Annotated in this window: 14 protein-coding genes and 1 pseudogene; 9 read left to right on the top strand and 6 right to left on the bottom strand. The window is 73.7% G+C overall.

What is annotated here, in order from left to right:
• Nucleotides 1-55 precede the first annotated feature (55 nt).
• The 4 genes from AMK25_RS25840 (at nt 56) to hisF (ending at nt 2,787) form a co-directional block, all read left to right on the top strand.
• On the top strand, nt 56-502 hold the full coding sequence (locus AMK25_RS25840; protein WP_073831042.1) for a MarR family winged helix-turn-helix transcriptional regulator: 447 nt from the start codon (nt 56-58) through the stop codon (nt 500-502).
• A 1-nt stretch (nt 503) separates the two neighbouring features.
• Nucleotides 504-929: an organic hydroperoxide resistance protein gene (locus tag AMK25_RS25835; RefSeq protein WP_073830984.1), complete on the top strand. Its 426-nt coding sequence runs from the start codon at nt 504-506 to the stop codon at nt 927-929.
• Nucleotides 926-1,933 (top strand): NADP-dependent oxidoreductase, encoded by a 1,008-nt coding sequence (locus AMK25_RS25830; protein ID WP_073830983.1) that lies wholly within the window; start codon nt 926-928, stop codon nt 1,931-1,933. The genes AMK25_RS25835 and AMK25_RS25830 overlap by 4 nt, the downstream gene beginning before the upstream one ends.
• A gap of 86 nt (nt 1,934-2,019) precedes the next feature.
• Nucleotides 2,020-2,787: an imidazole glycerol phosphate synthase subunit HisF gene (gene hisF, locus AMK25_RS25825; protein ID WP_073830982.1), complete on the top strand. Its 768-nt coding sequence runs from the start codon at nt 2,020-2,022 to the stop codon at nt 2,785-2,787.
• A gap of 9 nt (nt 2,788-2,796) precedes the next feature.
• On the opposite strand, the gene AMK25_RS25820 is transcribed toward hisF, so the two are convergent.
• Both AMK25_RS25820 and yczE read right to left on the bottom strand, forming a co-directional pair.
• A complete protein-coding gene (locus AMK25_RS25820; RefSeq protein ID WP_073830981.1) occupies nt 2,797-3,258 on the bottom strand; it encodes a hypothetical protein in 462 nt (153 codons plus the stop codon).
• Between the two features lie 116 nt (nt 3,259-3,374).
• Nucleotides 3,375-4,010, bottom strand: a complete 636-nt coding sequence (gene yczE, locus AMK25_RS25815; protein ID WP_073830980.1) for a membrane protein YczE — start codon at nt 4,008-4,010, stop codon at nt 3,375-3,377.
• A gap of 59 nt (nt 4,011-4,069) precedes the next feature.
• Between yczE and yczR the strand changes: the two genes are divergently transcribed.
• Both yczR and AMK25_RS25805 read left to right on the top strand, forming a co-directional pair.
• Complete coding sequence (gene yczR, locus AMK25_RS25810) at nt 4,070-5,521, top strand: MocR-like transcription factor YczR (protein ID WP_073830979.1); 1,452 nt, start codon at nt 4,070-4,072, stop codon at nt 5,519-5,521.
• Between the two features lie 113 nt (nt 5,522-5,634).
• Entirely contained in the window at nt 5,635-6,906 is a 1,272-nt protein-coding gene (locus AMK25_RS25805) for a low temperature requirement protein A (RefSeq protein ID WP_073830978.1), read from the top strand.
• Nucleotides 6,907-6,969: 63 nt separating this feature from the next.
• Here the strand turns inward: AMK25_RS25805 and AMK25_RS25800 are convergent, their stop codons facing one another.
• From AMK25_RS25800 to AMK25_RS25790, 3 genes are all read right to left on the bottom strand, one after another.
• Entirely contained in the window at nt 6,970-8,796 is a 1,827-nt protein-coding gene (locus AMK25_RS25800; RefSeq protein WP_073830977.1) for an AMP-dependent synthetase/ligase, read from the bottom strand.
• A gap of 139 nt (nt 8,797-8,935) precedes the next feature.
• Nucleotides 8,936-9,886 (bottom strand): terpene synthase family protein, encoded by a 951-nt coding sequence (locus AMK25_RS25795; RefSeq protein ID WP_073830976.1) that lies wholly within the window; start codon nt 9,884-9,886, stop codon nt 8,936-8,938.
• 126 nt (nt 9,887-10,012) lie between these two features.
• Nucleotides 10,013-10,642: a TIGR03085 family metal-binding protein gene (locus AMK25_RS25790; RefSeq protein WP_073830975.1), complete on the bottom strand. Its 630-nt coding sequence runs from the start codon at nt 10,640-10,642 to the stop codon at nt 10,013-10,015.
• 168 nt (nt 10,643-10,810) lie between these two features.
• Here AMK25_RS25790 and AMK25_RS25785 point away from each other — a divergent pair, with 168 nt between their 5' ends.
• Together AMK25_RS25785 and AMK25_RS25780 are read left to right on the top strand one after the other, a co-directional pair.
• Nucleotides 10,811-12,709, top strand: a complete 1,899-nt coding sequence (locus AMK25_RS25785; RefSeq protein WP_241826491.1) for an ABC transporter ATP-binding protein — start codon at nt 10,811-10,813, stop codon at nt 12,707-12,709.
• Nucleotides 12,706-14,487, top strand: a complete 1,782-nt coding sequence (locus AMK25_RS25780) for an ABC transporter ATP-binding protein (RefSeq protein WP_073830974.1) — start codon at nt 12,706-12,708, stop codon at nt 14,485-14,487. Before AMK25_RS25785 ends, AMK25_RS25780 begins: the two co-directional genes overlap by 4 nt.
• Nucleotides 14,488-14,534: 47 nt before the next feature.
• On the opposite strand, the pseudogene AMK25_RS25775 reads toward AMK25_RS25780, so the two are convergent.
• Nucleotides 14,535-14,849, bottom strand: a pseudogene (locus tag AMK25_RS25775) (30S ribosomal protein S4); the annotation flags it as partial.
• A 67-nt stretch (nt 14,850-14,916) separates the two neighbouring features.
• Here AMK25_RS25775 and AMK25_RS25770 point away from each other — a divergent pair.
• Nucleotides 14,917-15,648 (top strand): DUF2470 domain-containing protein, encoded by a 732-nt coding sequence (locus tag AMK25_RS25770; RefSeq protein WP_073830973.1) that lies wholly within the window; start codon nt 14,917-14,919, stop codon nt 15,646-15,648.
• Nucleotides 15,649-15,659 lie beyond the last annotated feature (11 nt).

The following is a 15,659-nucleotide window of genomic DNA, read 5'->3' as shown; positions in this document are numbered from 1 at the left end:
CCGGACCGCACACCGATCGGTTGTGCACAACTTGATTGTGGGCTACGGTTTCACGGTGACCGATGATCTGGTGCTGCGCCGGCAGGTGTGCTTCGCCCTCTACGCGGCGTCGCGCGCCCTGACCGACGTCTACCGGCCCATCCTCGACGAGCACGGCCTGACCTACCCGCAGTACCTGGTACTGCTGGTGCTCTGGGAGCGCGACGACGACGCCCCCACGGTCTCCGAGCTCGGCGCCGCGCTCCGGCTCGACTCCGGCACGCTCTCCCCGCTGCTCAAGCGGCTGGAGGCGGCCGGGCTGGTGGTGCGTACCCGCTCGGCCGCCGATGAGCGCCGGGTCGAGGTGGGCCTCACCGGCCAGGGCCGGGCCCTGCGGGAGCGGATGTGCGACGTGCCGCGGCAGGTGGCCACCGCCACCGGGCTCACCGAGACCGAACTGGTCTTCCTCCACGGCATCCTCACCCGGGTCACCGAGACGATCCACCGACAGAAGGAGCAGTGACATGCAGGTGCTCTACACCGCCTCCGCCCGCGCCACCGGTGACGGCCGCGACGGTCACGTCCGCACCTCCGACGGCACCGTCGAGCTGGACCTCGCCGTACCGAAGGAGATGGGCGGCGCCGGCGGCGCGGCCAACCCGGAGCAGCTCTTCGCGGCCGGCTACGCGGCCTGCTTCCACTCCGCGCTGCGCGTGGTCGCCCGCAAGGCCAAGGCGGACGTCTCCGGCTCGGTCGTCGAGGCCGAGGTGGGCATCGGCCCGAACGGCAGCGGCGGCTTCGGTCTGGCCGTGACGCTCGTGGTGGACCTGCCCGCGGTCGAGCGCTCGGCAGCCGAGCAACTCGTCGACGCGGCCCACCAGGTCTGCCCCTACTCCAACGCGACCCGTGGCAACGTCGAGGTCACCCGCACGGTCCGCGAGGCCCGATGAGTGAGGGCCCGATGAACCGGGAGATCCATCTGGCGTCCCGGCCACAGGGCTGGCCGACTCCGGAGAACTTCCGGCTGGTCACCACCGAGGTGCCGACGCCGGGCCCGGGCCAGGTCGTGGTCCGCAACCGGTTCATGTCCGTCGACCCGTACATGCGCGGGCGGATGAACGACGTCAAGTCGTACGTGCCGCCGTTCGCGCTCGACGCCCCGCTCGACGGGGGCGCGATCGGTGAGGTGGTGGCCGGCGAGGCCGAGGGCGTCAAGCCCGGCGACGTCGTGCTGCACGGGCTCGGCTGGCGTGAGTACGCGCTCGTGGACGCCCGGGGCGCGCGCAAGGTCGACCCCGACCTGGCACCGGTGACCGCGTACCTGGGCGTGCTCGGCATGACCGGGCTGACCGCGTACGCCGGGCTGCTGGACGTGGCCGCCATGAAGCCGGGGGAGACCGTGTTCGTCTCCGGCGCGGCCGGCGCGGTGGGCAGCATGGTCGGCCAGATCGCGAAGCTGCGCGGCGCCGGCCGGGTGATCGGCAGCGCCGGTTCCCGGGCCAAGGTCGAGCGGCTCACCGCGCTCGGCTTCGACGCCGCGTTCGACTACCACGACGGCCCGGTGTCCAAGCAGCTCAGGGCGGCCGCCCCGGACGGTGTCGACGTGTACTTCGACAACGTCGGCGGCGACCACCTGGAGGCCGCGATCGGGGCGATGAACCTGCACGGCCGGGCCGCCATCTGCGGCATGATCGCGCAGTACAACGCCACCGAGCCGCCGGCCGCCCCGCGCAACCTGGCGCTCGTGATCGGCAAGCGCCTGACGCTGCGCGGCTTCCTCGTCAGTGACCACGGTCACCTGCGGGAGCAGTTCGTGCAGGAGGTGGCGGGCTGGCTGCGCGAGGGCCGGCTGTCGTGCGACGAGACGGTGATCGACGGGATCGAGCAGGCCCCGGAGGCTTTCCTCGGCCTGCTGCGCGGCGAGAACCTCGGCAAGATGCTGGTTCGTCTCTGACCGGCGCGAACGCACACCACCACGGGCGGTGGTGACCGGCCTCACCGGCCGGTCACCACCGCCCCCGCGTTGGCTAGGCTCGGGGCATGACGGTGGCGGTACGGGTGATCCCGTGTCTGGATGTGGACGCCGGGCGCGTGGTCAAGGGGGTCAACTTCCTCGACCTGCGTGACGCGGGCGACCCGGTGGAGCTGGCGGCGGCGTACGACCGGGCCGGCGCGGACGAGCTGACCTTCCTCGACGTCACCGCCTCGTCGAGCGACCGGGGCACCATGCTCGACGTGGTGCGGCGCACTGCCGAGTCGGTCTTCATCCCGCTCACGGTGGGCGGCGGCGTCCGTCAGGTCGCCGACGTCGACACGCTGCTGCGGGCCGGGGCGGACAAGGTGGGCGTGAACACCGCCGCCATCGCCCGTCCGGAGCTGATCGCCGAGATCGCCGACCGGTTCGGCCGCCAGGTGCTCGTGCTCTCGCTGGACGTGCGCCGCGCCCCGGACGGCACGACGCCGAGCGGCTTCGAGGTGACCACGCACGGCGGGCGGCGCGGCACCGGCCTGGACGCGGTCGAGTGGGCGGCGCGCGGCGCCGAGCTGGGCGCGGGTGAGATCCTGCTCAACTCGATGGACGCCGACGGCACCAAGGCCGGGTTCGACCTGCCGCTGATCCAGGCGGTGCGGGAGGTGGTCGACGTGCCGGTGATCGCCAGCGGCGGCGCGGGCGAGGTGGCGCACTTCCCGCCGGCCGTCGGCGCGGGAGCGGACGCGGTGCTCGCCGCGAGCGTCTTCCACTTCGGCGAGCTGACCGTCGGCCAGGTCAAGGACGCGCTGCGCGGCGCCGGGCACCCGGTGCGCTGAGGCGGGCGGTCACTGCCGGCCGGAGCGCCCCTCGGGGGAGCGGCGCGGCATCGGGATCGAGCGGACCACGTACTCCTGCACGGCGGCGGCGTGGTCGTCCTCGTCGAGCTGCCACTCGGATTCGCCGGGCGGGTGCCGGCGGGTCAGCACGCCCTGCACCGTGTCCACTGTGGTGCCGAGCCCGGCGCTGGGACGGGTGCGCCAGAGCCGCTCACCGTCCGGGGTGACCCGGAACCAGCCGTCGGAGACGCTGACCAGGCCGGCGCCGACGAGCCGCCGGACCGCGCCCTCCACCTCGTGCCGCTCGGGGATGGCCTGGTTGAGGTGGTCGGCTGTGGAGAGGACGTCGGCCAGCCGTACGCCTTCGGGGCGGCGTGTCGACGCGGACCGCCGGTGCCGGCCGGCGCCACTGGCGATGACAAGCGCGACGAAGATCCAGGCGTCGCTCCAACGCCATCCGTTCTCCCCCATGCAGGAATGATGCCCGGCCGCGACGGCGGAGGAAACACCTGGTTTCGCTGTTCTGTGTCACCGCAGCTCAGCGCGTTGCGGAGCGCTGCGGACCGTGGCGGTCGGCCCGGCGCTGATCACGTAGCGTAAGCGCCGCTCGGCGGCCGCGCTGGGAGCGCGAAGACCGGGATGAAGAACTGGGCGAGCGGGCCGATGGTCAGCGCGTACGCCACGGTGCCGAGACCGACGGTCCCGCCGAGCAGCCAGCCGAGGCCCAGCACGGTGATCTCGATGCTCGTGCGGACCAGCCGGACCGAGAAGCGGGGGTGGCGGGCGACGAAGCCGGTCATCAGACCGTCGCGGGGTCCGGGGCCGAGCCCGGCGCCGAGGTAGAGCCCGGTGGCGGCGCCGTTGGCGACGATCCCGGCCACCAGCATCGCGGTGCGCGCCGGCATGCCGTCACCGGGCGGCAGCACTGCGAGCGTGGCGTCGACGACCAGCCCGATGACCACGACGTTGCTGACCGTGCCGAGGCCGGGCCGCTGCCGCAGCGGGATCCAGAGCAGCAGGACCAGGGCGCCGACGGCGATGGTGACGGTGCCGAAGGAGAGACCGGTCTGCCGGGAGAGCCCCTGGTGGAACACGTCCCACGGGTCCAGGCCCAGCTCCGACCGGATCATCAGCGCCATGCTGAGGCCGTACAGAACGAGCCCGGCGTAGAGCTGGGTGAGTCGTCGCGCCGGGCGGTGCCCGAGATTGCCAAGCGGTGCCATGCATGCCACCCTAGGGGCCAATTGCAGGCCGCAAGGGGGCCAATTCTGGAGGTGTGGCCATGACCAGCCAGGTGCGCGGCGTCCAATTGGCGCGACTCCTCGGCCAGTGGCACGCATTGCCGGGCCGCCGGCGCAGCCCCGACTACGCCGCGCTCGCCGCCGCCGTCCGGGGCCTGCTCGCCGACGGCCGGCTGCCGCTGGGGGTACGCCTGCCGGCCGAGCGGGAACTGGCCGAGGCGCTGCGGATCAGCCGGACCACTGTCACCGCCGCGTACCGGGAACTGCGGGAGAGCGGCCACCTGGCCAGCCGCCGGGGCGCCGGGAGCTGGACCATGCTGCCCGGCGGCCACCGGGTGGCCAGCACCGGGCTGTGGACGCCGCTGGACGACCGCGACATGATCGACCTCGGCGTGGCCGCGCTGTCCGCGCCGCCGCAGCTCGTCCCGGCCGCCCGGGCGGCCGCCGAGGACCTGCCCCGCTATCTGGGCGGCGCCGGCTACCACCCGACCGGCATCATCGAGCTGCGGGAGGCGGTGGCCCGCGGGTACACCGAGCGCGGGCTGCCCACCAGCCCGGAGCAGATCATGGTCACCAGCGGCACCCAGCACGCGCTGGACCTGGTGCTGCGGCTGGCCCTGTCGCCCGGCGGCGCGGTGCTCGTCGAGTCACCCACCTACCCCAACGCCCTGGCCGCGCTGTCCGCCCGGCGGGCCCGGATCGCCACGCACGGCCTGTCCGACGAGGGCTGGGACGCCGAGCTGCTGCTCGGCAGCATCCGGCAGACCCGGCCGAAGCTCGCGTACGTGATCCCGGAGTTCCACAACCCGACCGGCCACCTGATGGCGGCCGACCTGCGCGAACGGCTGGTCGGCGCGGCGCACGCGGCCGGCACCGACCTCGTCGTCGACGAGTCCTTCGTCGACCTGCCACTGGACGACACCCCGCTGCCGCCACCCGTGGCGGTCTTCGACAGGCACTCCCGGGTGATCAGCATCGGCGGGATGAGCAAGCCCTACTGGGGCGGGCTGCGGATCGGCTGGGTCCGCGCCTCCGCGCCCCAGGTGCAGCGGCTGGCTGCGGCCCGGGTCGGGGTGGACATGGCCAGCCCGGTGCTCGACCAGCTCGTCGCCGTGCACCTGCTCGCCGAGGCGCCCGCCATCGTGGCCGCCCGCCGCGCCCAGCTCGCCGCCCAGCGGGACGCCCTGGTCGCGGCGCTCGCCGAGCAGCTGCCCGACTGGCGGGTCACGGTGCCGCGCGGCGGCGTGACGCTCTGGGCCGAGCTGGACGGTCCGATCTCCAGCGCGCTGGCCCGGGCCGCCGAGGAGGTCGGCGTACGGCTGGCGCCCGGACCCCGGTTCGGCCTGGACGGGACGCTCGAGCGCTTCCTGCGCCTGCCCTTCACACTGGCCGCCGAGGAGCTGGTGGAGGCGGTGGGCCGGCTCGCCGCGGTGCGCTACGACCTGGACCGGGCCGGCCGGCCGCAGTGGCGCGAGGCCGGCGTCATCGCCTGACCCGGCGCGCCCGCCCGATCCGGTGGTGAAGCTCCGAACCCCGGCTCCGGGCGGGACGGCGACCGCAGACTGCCCGAGTGGGGAACGGGGGCGGGGTCCGGTGGTCGTGGACGGTGCGGCGCAGCGCGCCGGGCTCCCGCACCACCCGGCTGGAGCTCTTCTACGACCTGGTCTTCGTCTTCGCGTTCCTGAGCGTCACCACGCTCACCGCCTCGGTGCTCACGCCGGTCAACCTCTACCGCTTCCTGCTGGTGCTGGCGTTGCTCTGGTGGTCGTGGACCGGCTTCGCGCGGATGGGCAACGCCTTCCGCGCCGACCAGGGGGTGCTGCCGCTGGTCGGCTTCGTCACCGTGGCGGCGACGTTCCTGCTCGTGCTCAGCACACCCAGCGCGTTCGCCAACCGCGGCGGCTGGCTGCCCGGGCCGCTCGTCTTCGCCGGGTGCTACTTCGTGATCCGCACGGCCCAGCTCACCGTCTTCGCCTGGGCCGACCGTGCCGACCCGGCCCGGCGCCGGGGACTGCGGATGCGCTTCCTGGCCCCGACCGTGGCCACGGCGCTGCTTGTCGTCGCCGGCACCCTTCCCGGCCGGCTGGCGCAGGAGCGGGTCGCGGTGTGGCTGCAACTGGCGCTCTGGACGCTGGCGCTGCTTGTCGAGTACGTCGCCGGGACGGTCCTGGGCCAGCAGTGGTGGGTGGTGCTCTCGGCCGGGCACTGGGCGGAACGGCACGCGCTCATCGTGCTCGTCGCACTCGGCGAGTCGATCATCGCGCTGGGGCTCGGCCCGAAGCGCGGGCTGCCGCTCACCGGCCCGGTGGCGATCGCCGCGTTGCTCGGCATCACGGTCGTGGCGGCGCTGTGGTGGGCGTACTTCGACACGCTGGCGTTCGCCATGGAACAGGTCCTGCACCAAGCCCGGGACCGCGCCACACGGCTGCGGCTCGCCCGCACCGCGTACACGTTCCTGCACCTGCCGATAGTCGCCGGGATCATCCTCTACGCGCTCGGCCTCAAGGACCTGCTGGCCGAGGCCGCCGATCCGCACACGCCCGCCTGGGGGCTGCCGCTCGGCGACTTCTGGGGCGCGATCCTGTTCGGCGGGGTCGCGTTGCACCTGCTCGGCGTCGCCGGGTGCTGGTGGGTGGCGCTGCGCGAGATCCACTGGCGGCTGCTGACCACCGTGGTGGCGCTGACCGCGGTCGCCCCATTCGTGTTCCGTGTGCCGGAGCTGGTCGCACTGATCGTGCTGGCGATGCTCACCGGCGCGGGCGTGGCCTGGGAGACCCGGGGCGAGGACGGTCACCGGCGCCGGGTACGCCAGCTCGCGCTGGAGGAGCAGATCGCCGCCGAGGCCGAGCAGAGCCACTGGCGGCAACAGCACCTCTGAACGGCACGCGGCCGTGCCCCGGGACGGTGGGGCACGGCCGGCGCTACCGACTGGTGGTGCGGGCTACAGCTCGGCGAGCGTGCCCTCGTACATCTTGTCGATCTCGGAGGCGAAGTTCGTCTCCACGCTGCGACGCTTGATCTTCAGCGACGGCGTGACCTCGCCGTCCTCGATGGTGAGGTCACGGGGGAGGATCGACACCTTCTTGATCGTCTCCCAGCGGTTGAGCTTCGCGTTCAGCTCGGCCACGTAGCCCTCGACCATCTCCCGCGCCTGCGGCGAGGTGACGATCGTGGTGTAGTCGCTGCCCTCCAGCGGGGTGCCGGCGGCCCAGCCCTTGATCGCGTCCGGGTCCAGCGTGACGAGCATTGTGCAGTAGTTGCGCGCCTGGCCGATCACCACTGCCTGCGAGGTGTACGGGCAGACCGCCTTGAACATGCCCTCGATGTGCGACGGCGCGACGTACTTGCCGCCGGACGTCTTGACCAGGTCCTTCTTCCGGTCGGTGATGCGCAGGTAGCCGTCGGAGTCGAGCGTGCCGATGTCACCGGTGCGGAAGAAGCCGTCCTCGGTGAACGCGGCGGCGGTCTCCTCCGGCAGGTTGTGGTAACCCCGCATGACCGGCTTGCCCCGCATGAGGACCTCGCCGTCGCTGTCGATCCGGCACTCCAGGTCACCCATGGCCCGGCCCACGCTGCCGATCTTCAGCCCGTCGGGCGGGTTGACGAACGCGCCGGCGCTGGTCTCGGTCAGGCCGTAGCCCTCGGAGATGGGCAGGTTGGCGGCGGCGAAGAAGGTCGCGATCTCCTTGCTCAGCGGCGCCGCGCCGGAGACCAGCACCCGCATCCGGCCGCCGAGCCGGGCCTGCAGCTTGCTGAACACCAGCTTCTCGGCCAGCGCGTACTTCATCCGCAGCCCGGCCGGCACCGGCTTGCCGGCCTGCTCCAGCGCCACCTTCTCCTTGCCGACCGCGACGCCCCAGGCGAAGATCTTGGCCTTCGCGCCGCCCGCGCCCTGCGCGGTGGTGACCGCCTTGTTGTAGACCTTCTCGAAGACCCGGGGCGCGCCGCACATCAGCGTCGGCCGGACCACGCCGAGCAGGTCGACCAGCTTGTCCACCCGGCCGTCGACGTACGTGGGCAGGCCGACGTGGGTGGCGCCGCAGAGCAGCGTCTTGCCGAACGAGTGCGACAGCGGCAGCCACAGGTACTGCAGGTCGTCGGTGCGCAGCAGGCCGAGCTCGGCCTGCGCCACGCCCTCCCAGCACCAGCCGCCGTGCAGCAGCTCCACGCCCTTCGGGCGGCCGGTGGTGCCCGAGGTGTAGATGAGCGTCGCCAGGTGGTCCGGGCCGATGCCGGCGACGAGCATGTCGATCAGGTCGGGCTCGGCGCTCAGCGCGGCGGCGCCGCGCTCCTCCAGCTCGGCCAGGGTGAGCTGCGGGACGGCGGCGGCCGGATCGGGCGAGCCGTCGAAGAGCACCACGTGGGTCAGCGCGGGCAGGTCCGCCCCGGCGATCTTCGCCGCCTGGGCCGGGTTCTCCGCGAACAGCACCTTCGAGCCGGAGTCGGCGATGATGAAGACCGCGTCGTCGGGCTCGGTGGTCGGGTAGACGGTGGTGGTGGCCCCGCCGGCGCACATGATGCCGAAGTCGGCCAGCACCCAGTCCAGCCGGGTGTTGGCCAGGATCGCCACCGGGTTCTCCAGGCCGACACCGAGCCCGTGCAACCCGGCGGCGATCGCCTTCGCGCGCTGCCCGACCTGCTCCCACGTCAGCCAGACCGGGCCCGAGTCGTCGGGTGCGGGGTGGGCGAACGCCTGCCGGTCGGGGGAATCCGCCACGCGCTTGAGGAACATGTCGGGTACGGAACGGTACGGTACATCGAGAGCCATCGCTGTAGCCGCCTTCAGGGGTGGAGGGACGTGACGGGGGTCACGTCGATCTGCGGTTACCGAAGGGTATTGCCTGCACCCGGCCAGCGGCTAGCCCTGATCGGCCGAGTCGCCACCGGTCCCGACTGCTGGAACCGGATCAGGCGTACCGGCTGGCGGCGCGGGACCAGTCGTAGGTGGCCCGGATCCAGTCCCGGCGGGTGTCCAGGAACGCCCGCATCCCCTCGTCGGCCCCGGCGCTCAACGCCGCGTCCCGCTCCGCGTACGACGCGAGGGCCGTGTTGAAGCAGTTCGCCGCCGCGTTCAACGCCGCCGACTCGTCCTTCCCGGTCTCGCCCGCGATGGTGGTCACCAGGTTGTGCGCCTCCGGGGCGACGCCCCGCTCCTTGCCGTAGGAGAACATGTCGTTGCACCAGCAGACCAGGTCGGTGGCGAGGGCGTCCAGCGCGGTGAGCGCCGGGTTCGCCCGCTGGTCGGGCCGGGGCAGGGACGGGCGGGCCAGGTCGGTCACCGTGAAGCTGGGGCGTACGCCTCCGGTGTGGCGGCGCATCTGCACGTACTCGGCGACCCCGGGCACGCGCCGGCGCTCCCGGTTCGCGGCTTCCCAGAGCAGCGCCAGCAGGTACTCCCGCAACTGGCTCACCAGTCGCATCAGGTGCGCCGGCCGCCCCCGGCCGCGGGCCCGCCGGCACAGGTCGTGCAACGCCAGGCCCATCGGGCCGGCGTCGGTGGGCGCGGGCGCGTCCGGGTCACCGTGCCGGTCGAGCACCGCCAGCAGCGCCGCCAGGGTGGGCGCGAGCACTGTCGGTGCGGCGCCCAGCCCGTCGTCGTCGCAGGCGTCGTCCACCACGAACAGCCAGTTGATCAGGTCGGTGAGCAGCCGCAGGCCGGCCGGGGAGGCATCGGGGCAGGCCCGTCCGGCCAGCTCCGAGGCGTGGGCCCCGGTCAGCCGGAGCAGGCCGGCCCGGTCCTTGATCAGGCCGAACCCGCGCACCCAGGCGACGCTCTGCGCGGCCACCTCGTCGGTGGCCGGGTGACATCGGGAGGGAAAGGGCGGCTCGTGCAGCGCCGAGAGCGCGAAGTCCCGCATCGTCGTCCCCTGTCCGCCGTCCCGCGGGGTCGGGACGGTTCGCAGGAGCGTACGGCAGCCGGCGAACGTTATCGAATGCCGGGTGTCCACATTCTACGATCACTTGTGAACGGGCGGAAACGTCGCTCACAGGCCCAGTTCGGCGTTACGCAGGCGCTCGGCGCGTTCGGCCGGGCCGTCCACCTGGACCCGGGCCACCCGCTGCCGCCCGGTGAGGAACAGCACGAGTTCCCCCGGCGCGCCGACGAGCCGCAGCCGCTCGCCGCCGCCACCGGCCCGCAGCTCGCCGTGCCCCGGCGCCTGCACCAGCACCTCGGCCGGGAAGCGCCGCAGCGCCATCCGGGCCAGCAGGGCGACCCGCTTCCAGAGCACCGCCTGCTGCCCGGCGGGCAGGTTCCGCGGCTGCCAGCCCGGCCGGGCCCGGCGGACGTCCTCGTGGTGGATGAAGAACTCCATCCCGTTCGCCAGCTCGTCGGTGAGCGGGTTGCTCACCGGGCTCCACACCGGGGGGCGGCGGACCCGGGCGATCAGGTCGGCGTACGGCCCGGCGGCGATCCGCCGGCGCACCGACTCGCCGTAGCCGCGCAGCGGCGGCAGCAGGATGCCGCCGGCCGCGTCCGGCCGGCGTTCCCGCACCAGCAGGTGCGCGGCCAGGTCCCGGGTGGTCCACCCCTCGTTGACGGTCGGCGCGTCCGGTCCCAGTTCCAGCATCAGGTCGGCGAGCGCCTCGCGCTCCGCTCGGGCGTACCGCGGCATGGCCCGATCGTAGGCCCGTCCGGGCAGTTCGGCGCGCCACGCCCGGCGCGAGGATGGGCCGGGAGCGTCAGCGGCCGCTGTCCGCCCAGGTCGAGCGGAACGTGACGGCGGACATATCCCGGCCGGGTCGGCGGAGTTGGCGACGAGCGGTAAGGATGGGGGAGAAAGATGCGGCTTACGGCGGGGGAGAGCGTGGCGAGCAAGACAAGTCGGGACGTCCTCGGCAGAGGGCTACGGGTGCTCGGCCAGGCCATCCGGGAACAGCCGCGGATCTTCGCGGTGGCGGTCAGCGGCAGCGTGCTCTTCGGCCTCCTGGTGATCGCCAGCGCGTACGTGGTCGGCGGGGTGGTCGGCAATGTCGTCGTGCCGGCGGTCGAGCGCGGCGAGGTGGCACGCGGGGCCCTGGCGCTGGCCGCGACGGCGCTGTTCGGCATCAGCGTGCTGCGGGTCGTCGGCATCTTCGGCCGGCGGCTCGGCGCCGGCTACATGCAGTACCGGCTCCAGGCCGCCTACCGCCGCCGGGTCACCCGCCGCTACCTGGAGCTGCCGCTGGCCTGGCACCACCGCAACTCCACCGGCACGCTGCTGTCGAACGCCAACTCCGACGTCGAGGCCGCCTGGTACCCGATCGCGCCCATGCCGTTCGCTGTCGGCACGCTGGTGATGCTGGTCGGCGCGGTGGCCTCGCTGTTCTTCACCGACTGGGCGCTGGCCCTGGTCGGCCTGGCGGTCTTTCCCGCGCTGTTCGCGCTCAACGTGGTCTACTCCCGCCGGATGGCGCCCCGCCAGGCCCGGGCGCAGCGGCTGCGTGCCGAGGTCAGCGGCATCGCGCACGAGAGCTTCGACGGCGCGCTGGTGGTCAAGACGATGGGCCGCGAGGCGCAGGAGACCGCCCGCTTCGCGGCCCGCGCCGGTGACCTGCGGGACGCGCTGATCTCGGTCGGCCGGCTGCGCGGCGTCTTCGACCCGATGCTGGAGACGCTGCCCAGCCTCGGCACGCTCGCCGTGCTGGTGGTCGGCGCGATCCGGCTGCGGCAGGGCGCGATTACCGTGACCGAGCTGATCAGCGTCGCCTTCCTGTTCACCGTGCTGGCCTTCCCGGTGCGCGCCATCGGCTGGGTGCTGGCCGAGCTGCCGCGCAGCGTCGCCGGGTGGGACCGGGTCCGGCGCGTGCTCGACGCGACCGGCGAGATGCCGTACGGCACGAGGACGCTCGACCCGGCCACCCGCACGCCGGCCACGCTCGCCTTCCACGACGTGCATTTCGCGTACGAGCCGGCCGAGGCGCACCTGCCCGGCGCCCAGGTGCTCGGCGAGGTGACGTTCACAGTGCCCGCCGGGAAGACGGTCGCCCTGGTGGGGCCCACCGGGGCGGGCAAGTCCACGATCGCCTCGCTCGCAGTGCGGCTGGTCGACCCGGGCGCCGGGCGGGTGACACTGGACGGCGTGGACGTGCGGGAGCTGACCGCCGCCTCGCTCGCCGGCACCGTGGCGCTGGTGGCGCAGGTGCCGTTCGTCTTCGACGACACGGTCCGGGCCAACATCGCGCTGGACCGGGCCGGCATCGGCGACGACGAGGTGTGGGCGGCGCTGCGGCTGGCCGAGGCGGACGGCTTCGTGGCCGCGCTGCCGGACGGGCTGGACACCATGGTCGGCGAGCGGGGCACCTCGCTGTCCGGCGGGCAACGCCAGCGGCTGACGCTGGCCCGGGCCCTCGCCGGCCGCCCCCGGCTGCTGGTGCTCGACGACGCCACGAGCGCTGTCGACCCGCGCGTCGAGGCGGCCATCCTGGCCGGGCTGCGCGCCCCCGCCGACGGCGGCGCCCCCGCGTCGATCCTGGTGGTCGCGTACCGCCGGGCCACCATCGCGCTCGCCGACGAGGTGATCTACGTGGAGCAGGGCCGGGTGGTCGCCCGCGGCACCCACACCGAGCTGCTGGCCACCGTGCCCGGCTACGCCGATCTGGTCACCGCGTACGAGCAGGCCGAGCAGGAACGCGAGCAGAAGCAGACGTACGACGAGGTCACGCCGATGACCTCCGGCCTGGAGATCGAGGTTGACCGGTGAGTACGACCACGGGGGAGAACACCGAGAGCACCGAGACCACCTGGCAGACGCTGCGGCGCGGGCTGGCGCTCTCCCCGGAGCTGCGCACCGGCCTCGCCGGCACGATCGCGCTGGCGCTTGTCTACATGGTCGGCCGGGTCGCCGTGCCGGTCGCGGTGCAGCGCGGCATCGACCACGGCATCGTCGGCGGGCTCGACCTGGACGTCATCTCGCTCACCGTGGCGATCACCGCCGGGGTGCTGGTCGTCACCACCATCTGTGGCTACCTGATGATGCGCCGGCTGTTCACTGTGAGCGAGACCGCCCTGGCCGGCGTGCGCACGCGGGCGTTCCGGCACGTGCACGACCTGTCGATGCTGCACCAGCAGTCCGAGCGGCGCGGCTCGCTGGTCTCCCGGGTCACCAGCGACGTCGACCAGATCACCCAGTTCCTCCAGTGGGGCGGCGTGATCCTCATCGTCAACCTGGGCCAGCTGCTGGTGACCACAGCGGTGATGCTCGCGTACTCCTGGCAGTTGACGCTCGTGGTGCTCGTCGCGTTCGCGCCGGCGGTGCTGGTGATCCGGCAGTTGCAGCGCCGCCTCGCCGGGGCGTACGGGCTGGTGCGGCAGCGCACCGGCACGCTGCTCGGCGCGATCGGCGAGAGCGTGGTGGGCGCGCCGGTGATCCGGGCGTACGGCATCGCCGGGCGGACCGCGCGGCGGCTGGACACGGCGATCGACGGCCAGCGGGTGGCCCAGCAGCGGGCGATCCGGATCAGCATCATGGGCAGTTCGGTGGGGGAGCTGGCGGCCGGGCTGGCGCTGGCCGGCGTGGTGGTGGTCGGGGTGAGCCTCGGCGTCGACGGCACGCTGTCGATCGGCCAGCTCACCGCGTTCCTGTTCCTGGTCACGCTCTTCATCCAGCCGGTGCAGATCGCCACCGAGGTGCTCAACGAGGCGCAGAACGCGATCGCCGGCTGGCGCCGGGTGCTGGACGTGCTGGACGTCGCGCCGGACGTGGCCGATCCGGGCGAGCAGGGGCGGGACCTGCCCGCCGGCCCGCTCGACGTCCGGTTCGCCGGTGTGACGTTCGCCTATCCGGGCGGCCCGCCGGTGCTGCACGACGTCACGCTCGACATCCCGGCGAAGAGCCGGGTGGCGGTGGTGGGCGAGACCGGCAGCGGCAAGACCACGTTCGCCAAGCTGCTCACCCGGCTGATGGACCCGTCCGAGGGCGCGGTGCTGCTCTCCGGGGTCGACCTGCGGCAGGTGCGCTTCGACTCGCTGCGCGCCCGGGTGGTGATGGTGCCGCAGGACGGCTTCCTGTTCGACGCCACGGTCGGGGAGAACGTCCGTTTCGCCCGCCCCGACCTGACCGACGGGCAGCTCACCGCCGCCTTCGGCGAGCTGGGCCTGGCCGACTGGCTGGACGGGCTGCCGTCCGGGCTGGACACGCCGGTCGGGGAGCGCGGGGAGGCGCTCAGCGTCGGCGAGCGGCAGCTCGTGGCGCTGGCCCGCGCGTACGTCGCCGACCCGGACCTGCTGGTGCTCGACGAGGCGACGAGCGCTGTCGACCCGGCCACCGAGGTACGCCTGCAACGCACGCTCGACGCGGTGACCCGGGGGCGGACGACGCTCGCCATCGCGCACCGGCTCTCCACCGCGCAGGCGGCCGACGAGGTGATCGTGGTGGACCGGGGCCGGATCGTGCAGCGCGGCCCGCACGAGGAGCTGGTCCGCGACACCGACTCGGTCTACGCGCTGCTGTACGCGTCCTGGCTGGAGCAGACCCGCTGACGGATCAGCGGGACGCGCCGGCGGCGGCGAGCTGGAACGGCGGCAGCGCTGCGGGCCAGCCCGGCGCGCAGGACCACCGCGTCGAGACGCCGCTCCAGCAGCGCGACGAGCGTGTCGCCGGTCTTGCCGGCGGCCCGGGCGGCCTCGTCGAAGAGCCGGCGCAGCTGGGCCTCGCTGACGTTGTACTGGTGGCGCAGCCGCTGCTTCTCCAGCAGCCGCACCTGGTAGTCGGAGGTGGTGCGGCGGGACCGGCCGTGCACGCCCGGGGGATAGGGGCGCCGCTCGAAGTACCGCACGCACTTGCGGGTGAGCGGGATGCCGAGGGCCCGGGAGAGCCGGGCTTTGGGCCGGGGGTGGTTCACGGGGGCGTCTCCGATCGTCTAGCCTGCTTCTTAGGTAAGCCTAACCTATATTGAGGAGGTCGGGATCATGCGGCCCAGCCCGGCGGAGATCGTGCGTACCCTGGTCGCGGGCCGGCTGCCCGCCCTCGTCCACCTGGCCCGGCACCCCGGACCGCATCAGGTCCGGCACGCCGTCGACCCGGACGGGCGGGTGCTGCTGCTCGTACCGGTGGTCAGCGACCTGGCCGCCGCGCTCGTGCCGCCGCCGAGCGACACCGACGTGGCCACCGTGCTCGACGTGCTGGACCTGCCGCCGACTGCCGGCGCGCCCTCGCTCGGCCGGGCCTGGGTGTCCGGCTGGGCGGCCCGCCTCGACGGGGACGAGGCGCGCCGGGCCGCTGTCGACTTCGCCGTCACCGAACCCACCGGCGACCTGCTCGACGTGGGCCGCCGGTTCCACCTGCACCGCTTCGAGGTGGCGGAGGCCCGCTGGGAGCGCGCCGGTCGGGTGCGGCGCATCGACCCGGAGGCGTTCGCCGAGGCCGAGCCGGACCCGCTGCACCCGGTCGAGGCCGCCCTGCTGGCCGACCTGGCCGACCACCACGTCGAGCAGGTCGGTGACTACCTGCGGCGGCGGCTGGACCTGCCCGGCGACCGGACGCCGCGGGTGGTGCGGATCGACAGGTACGGCCTGCTGGTCGCGCACGGGCGGCCCGGCGCGACCCGGCGGGCCCGGATCGCCTTCGCGCGGCCGGTGGCCGACGTGGCGGAGCTGTCCCGCCTGCTGCACCCGATGCTGTGCCCCAGGGCCGCGGCCTGAGGCGGGCCGGA

The sequence above is a fragment of the Micromonospora sp. TSRI0369 genome, assembly GCF_001905625.1.
In the GTDB taxonomy this organism is placed as follows: Bacteria; Actinomycetota; Actinomycetes; order Mycobacteriales; family Micromonosporaceae; genus Micromonospora; species Micromonospora echinospora_A.
This window is presented reverse-complemented; position numbering and strand designations above follow the sequence as displayed.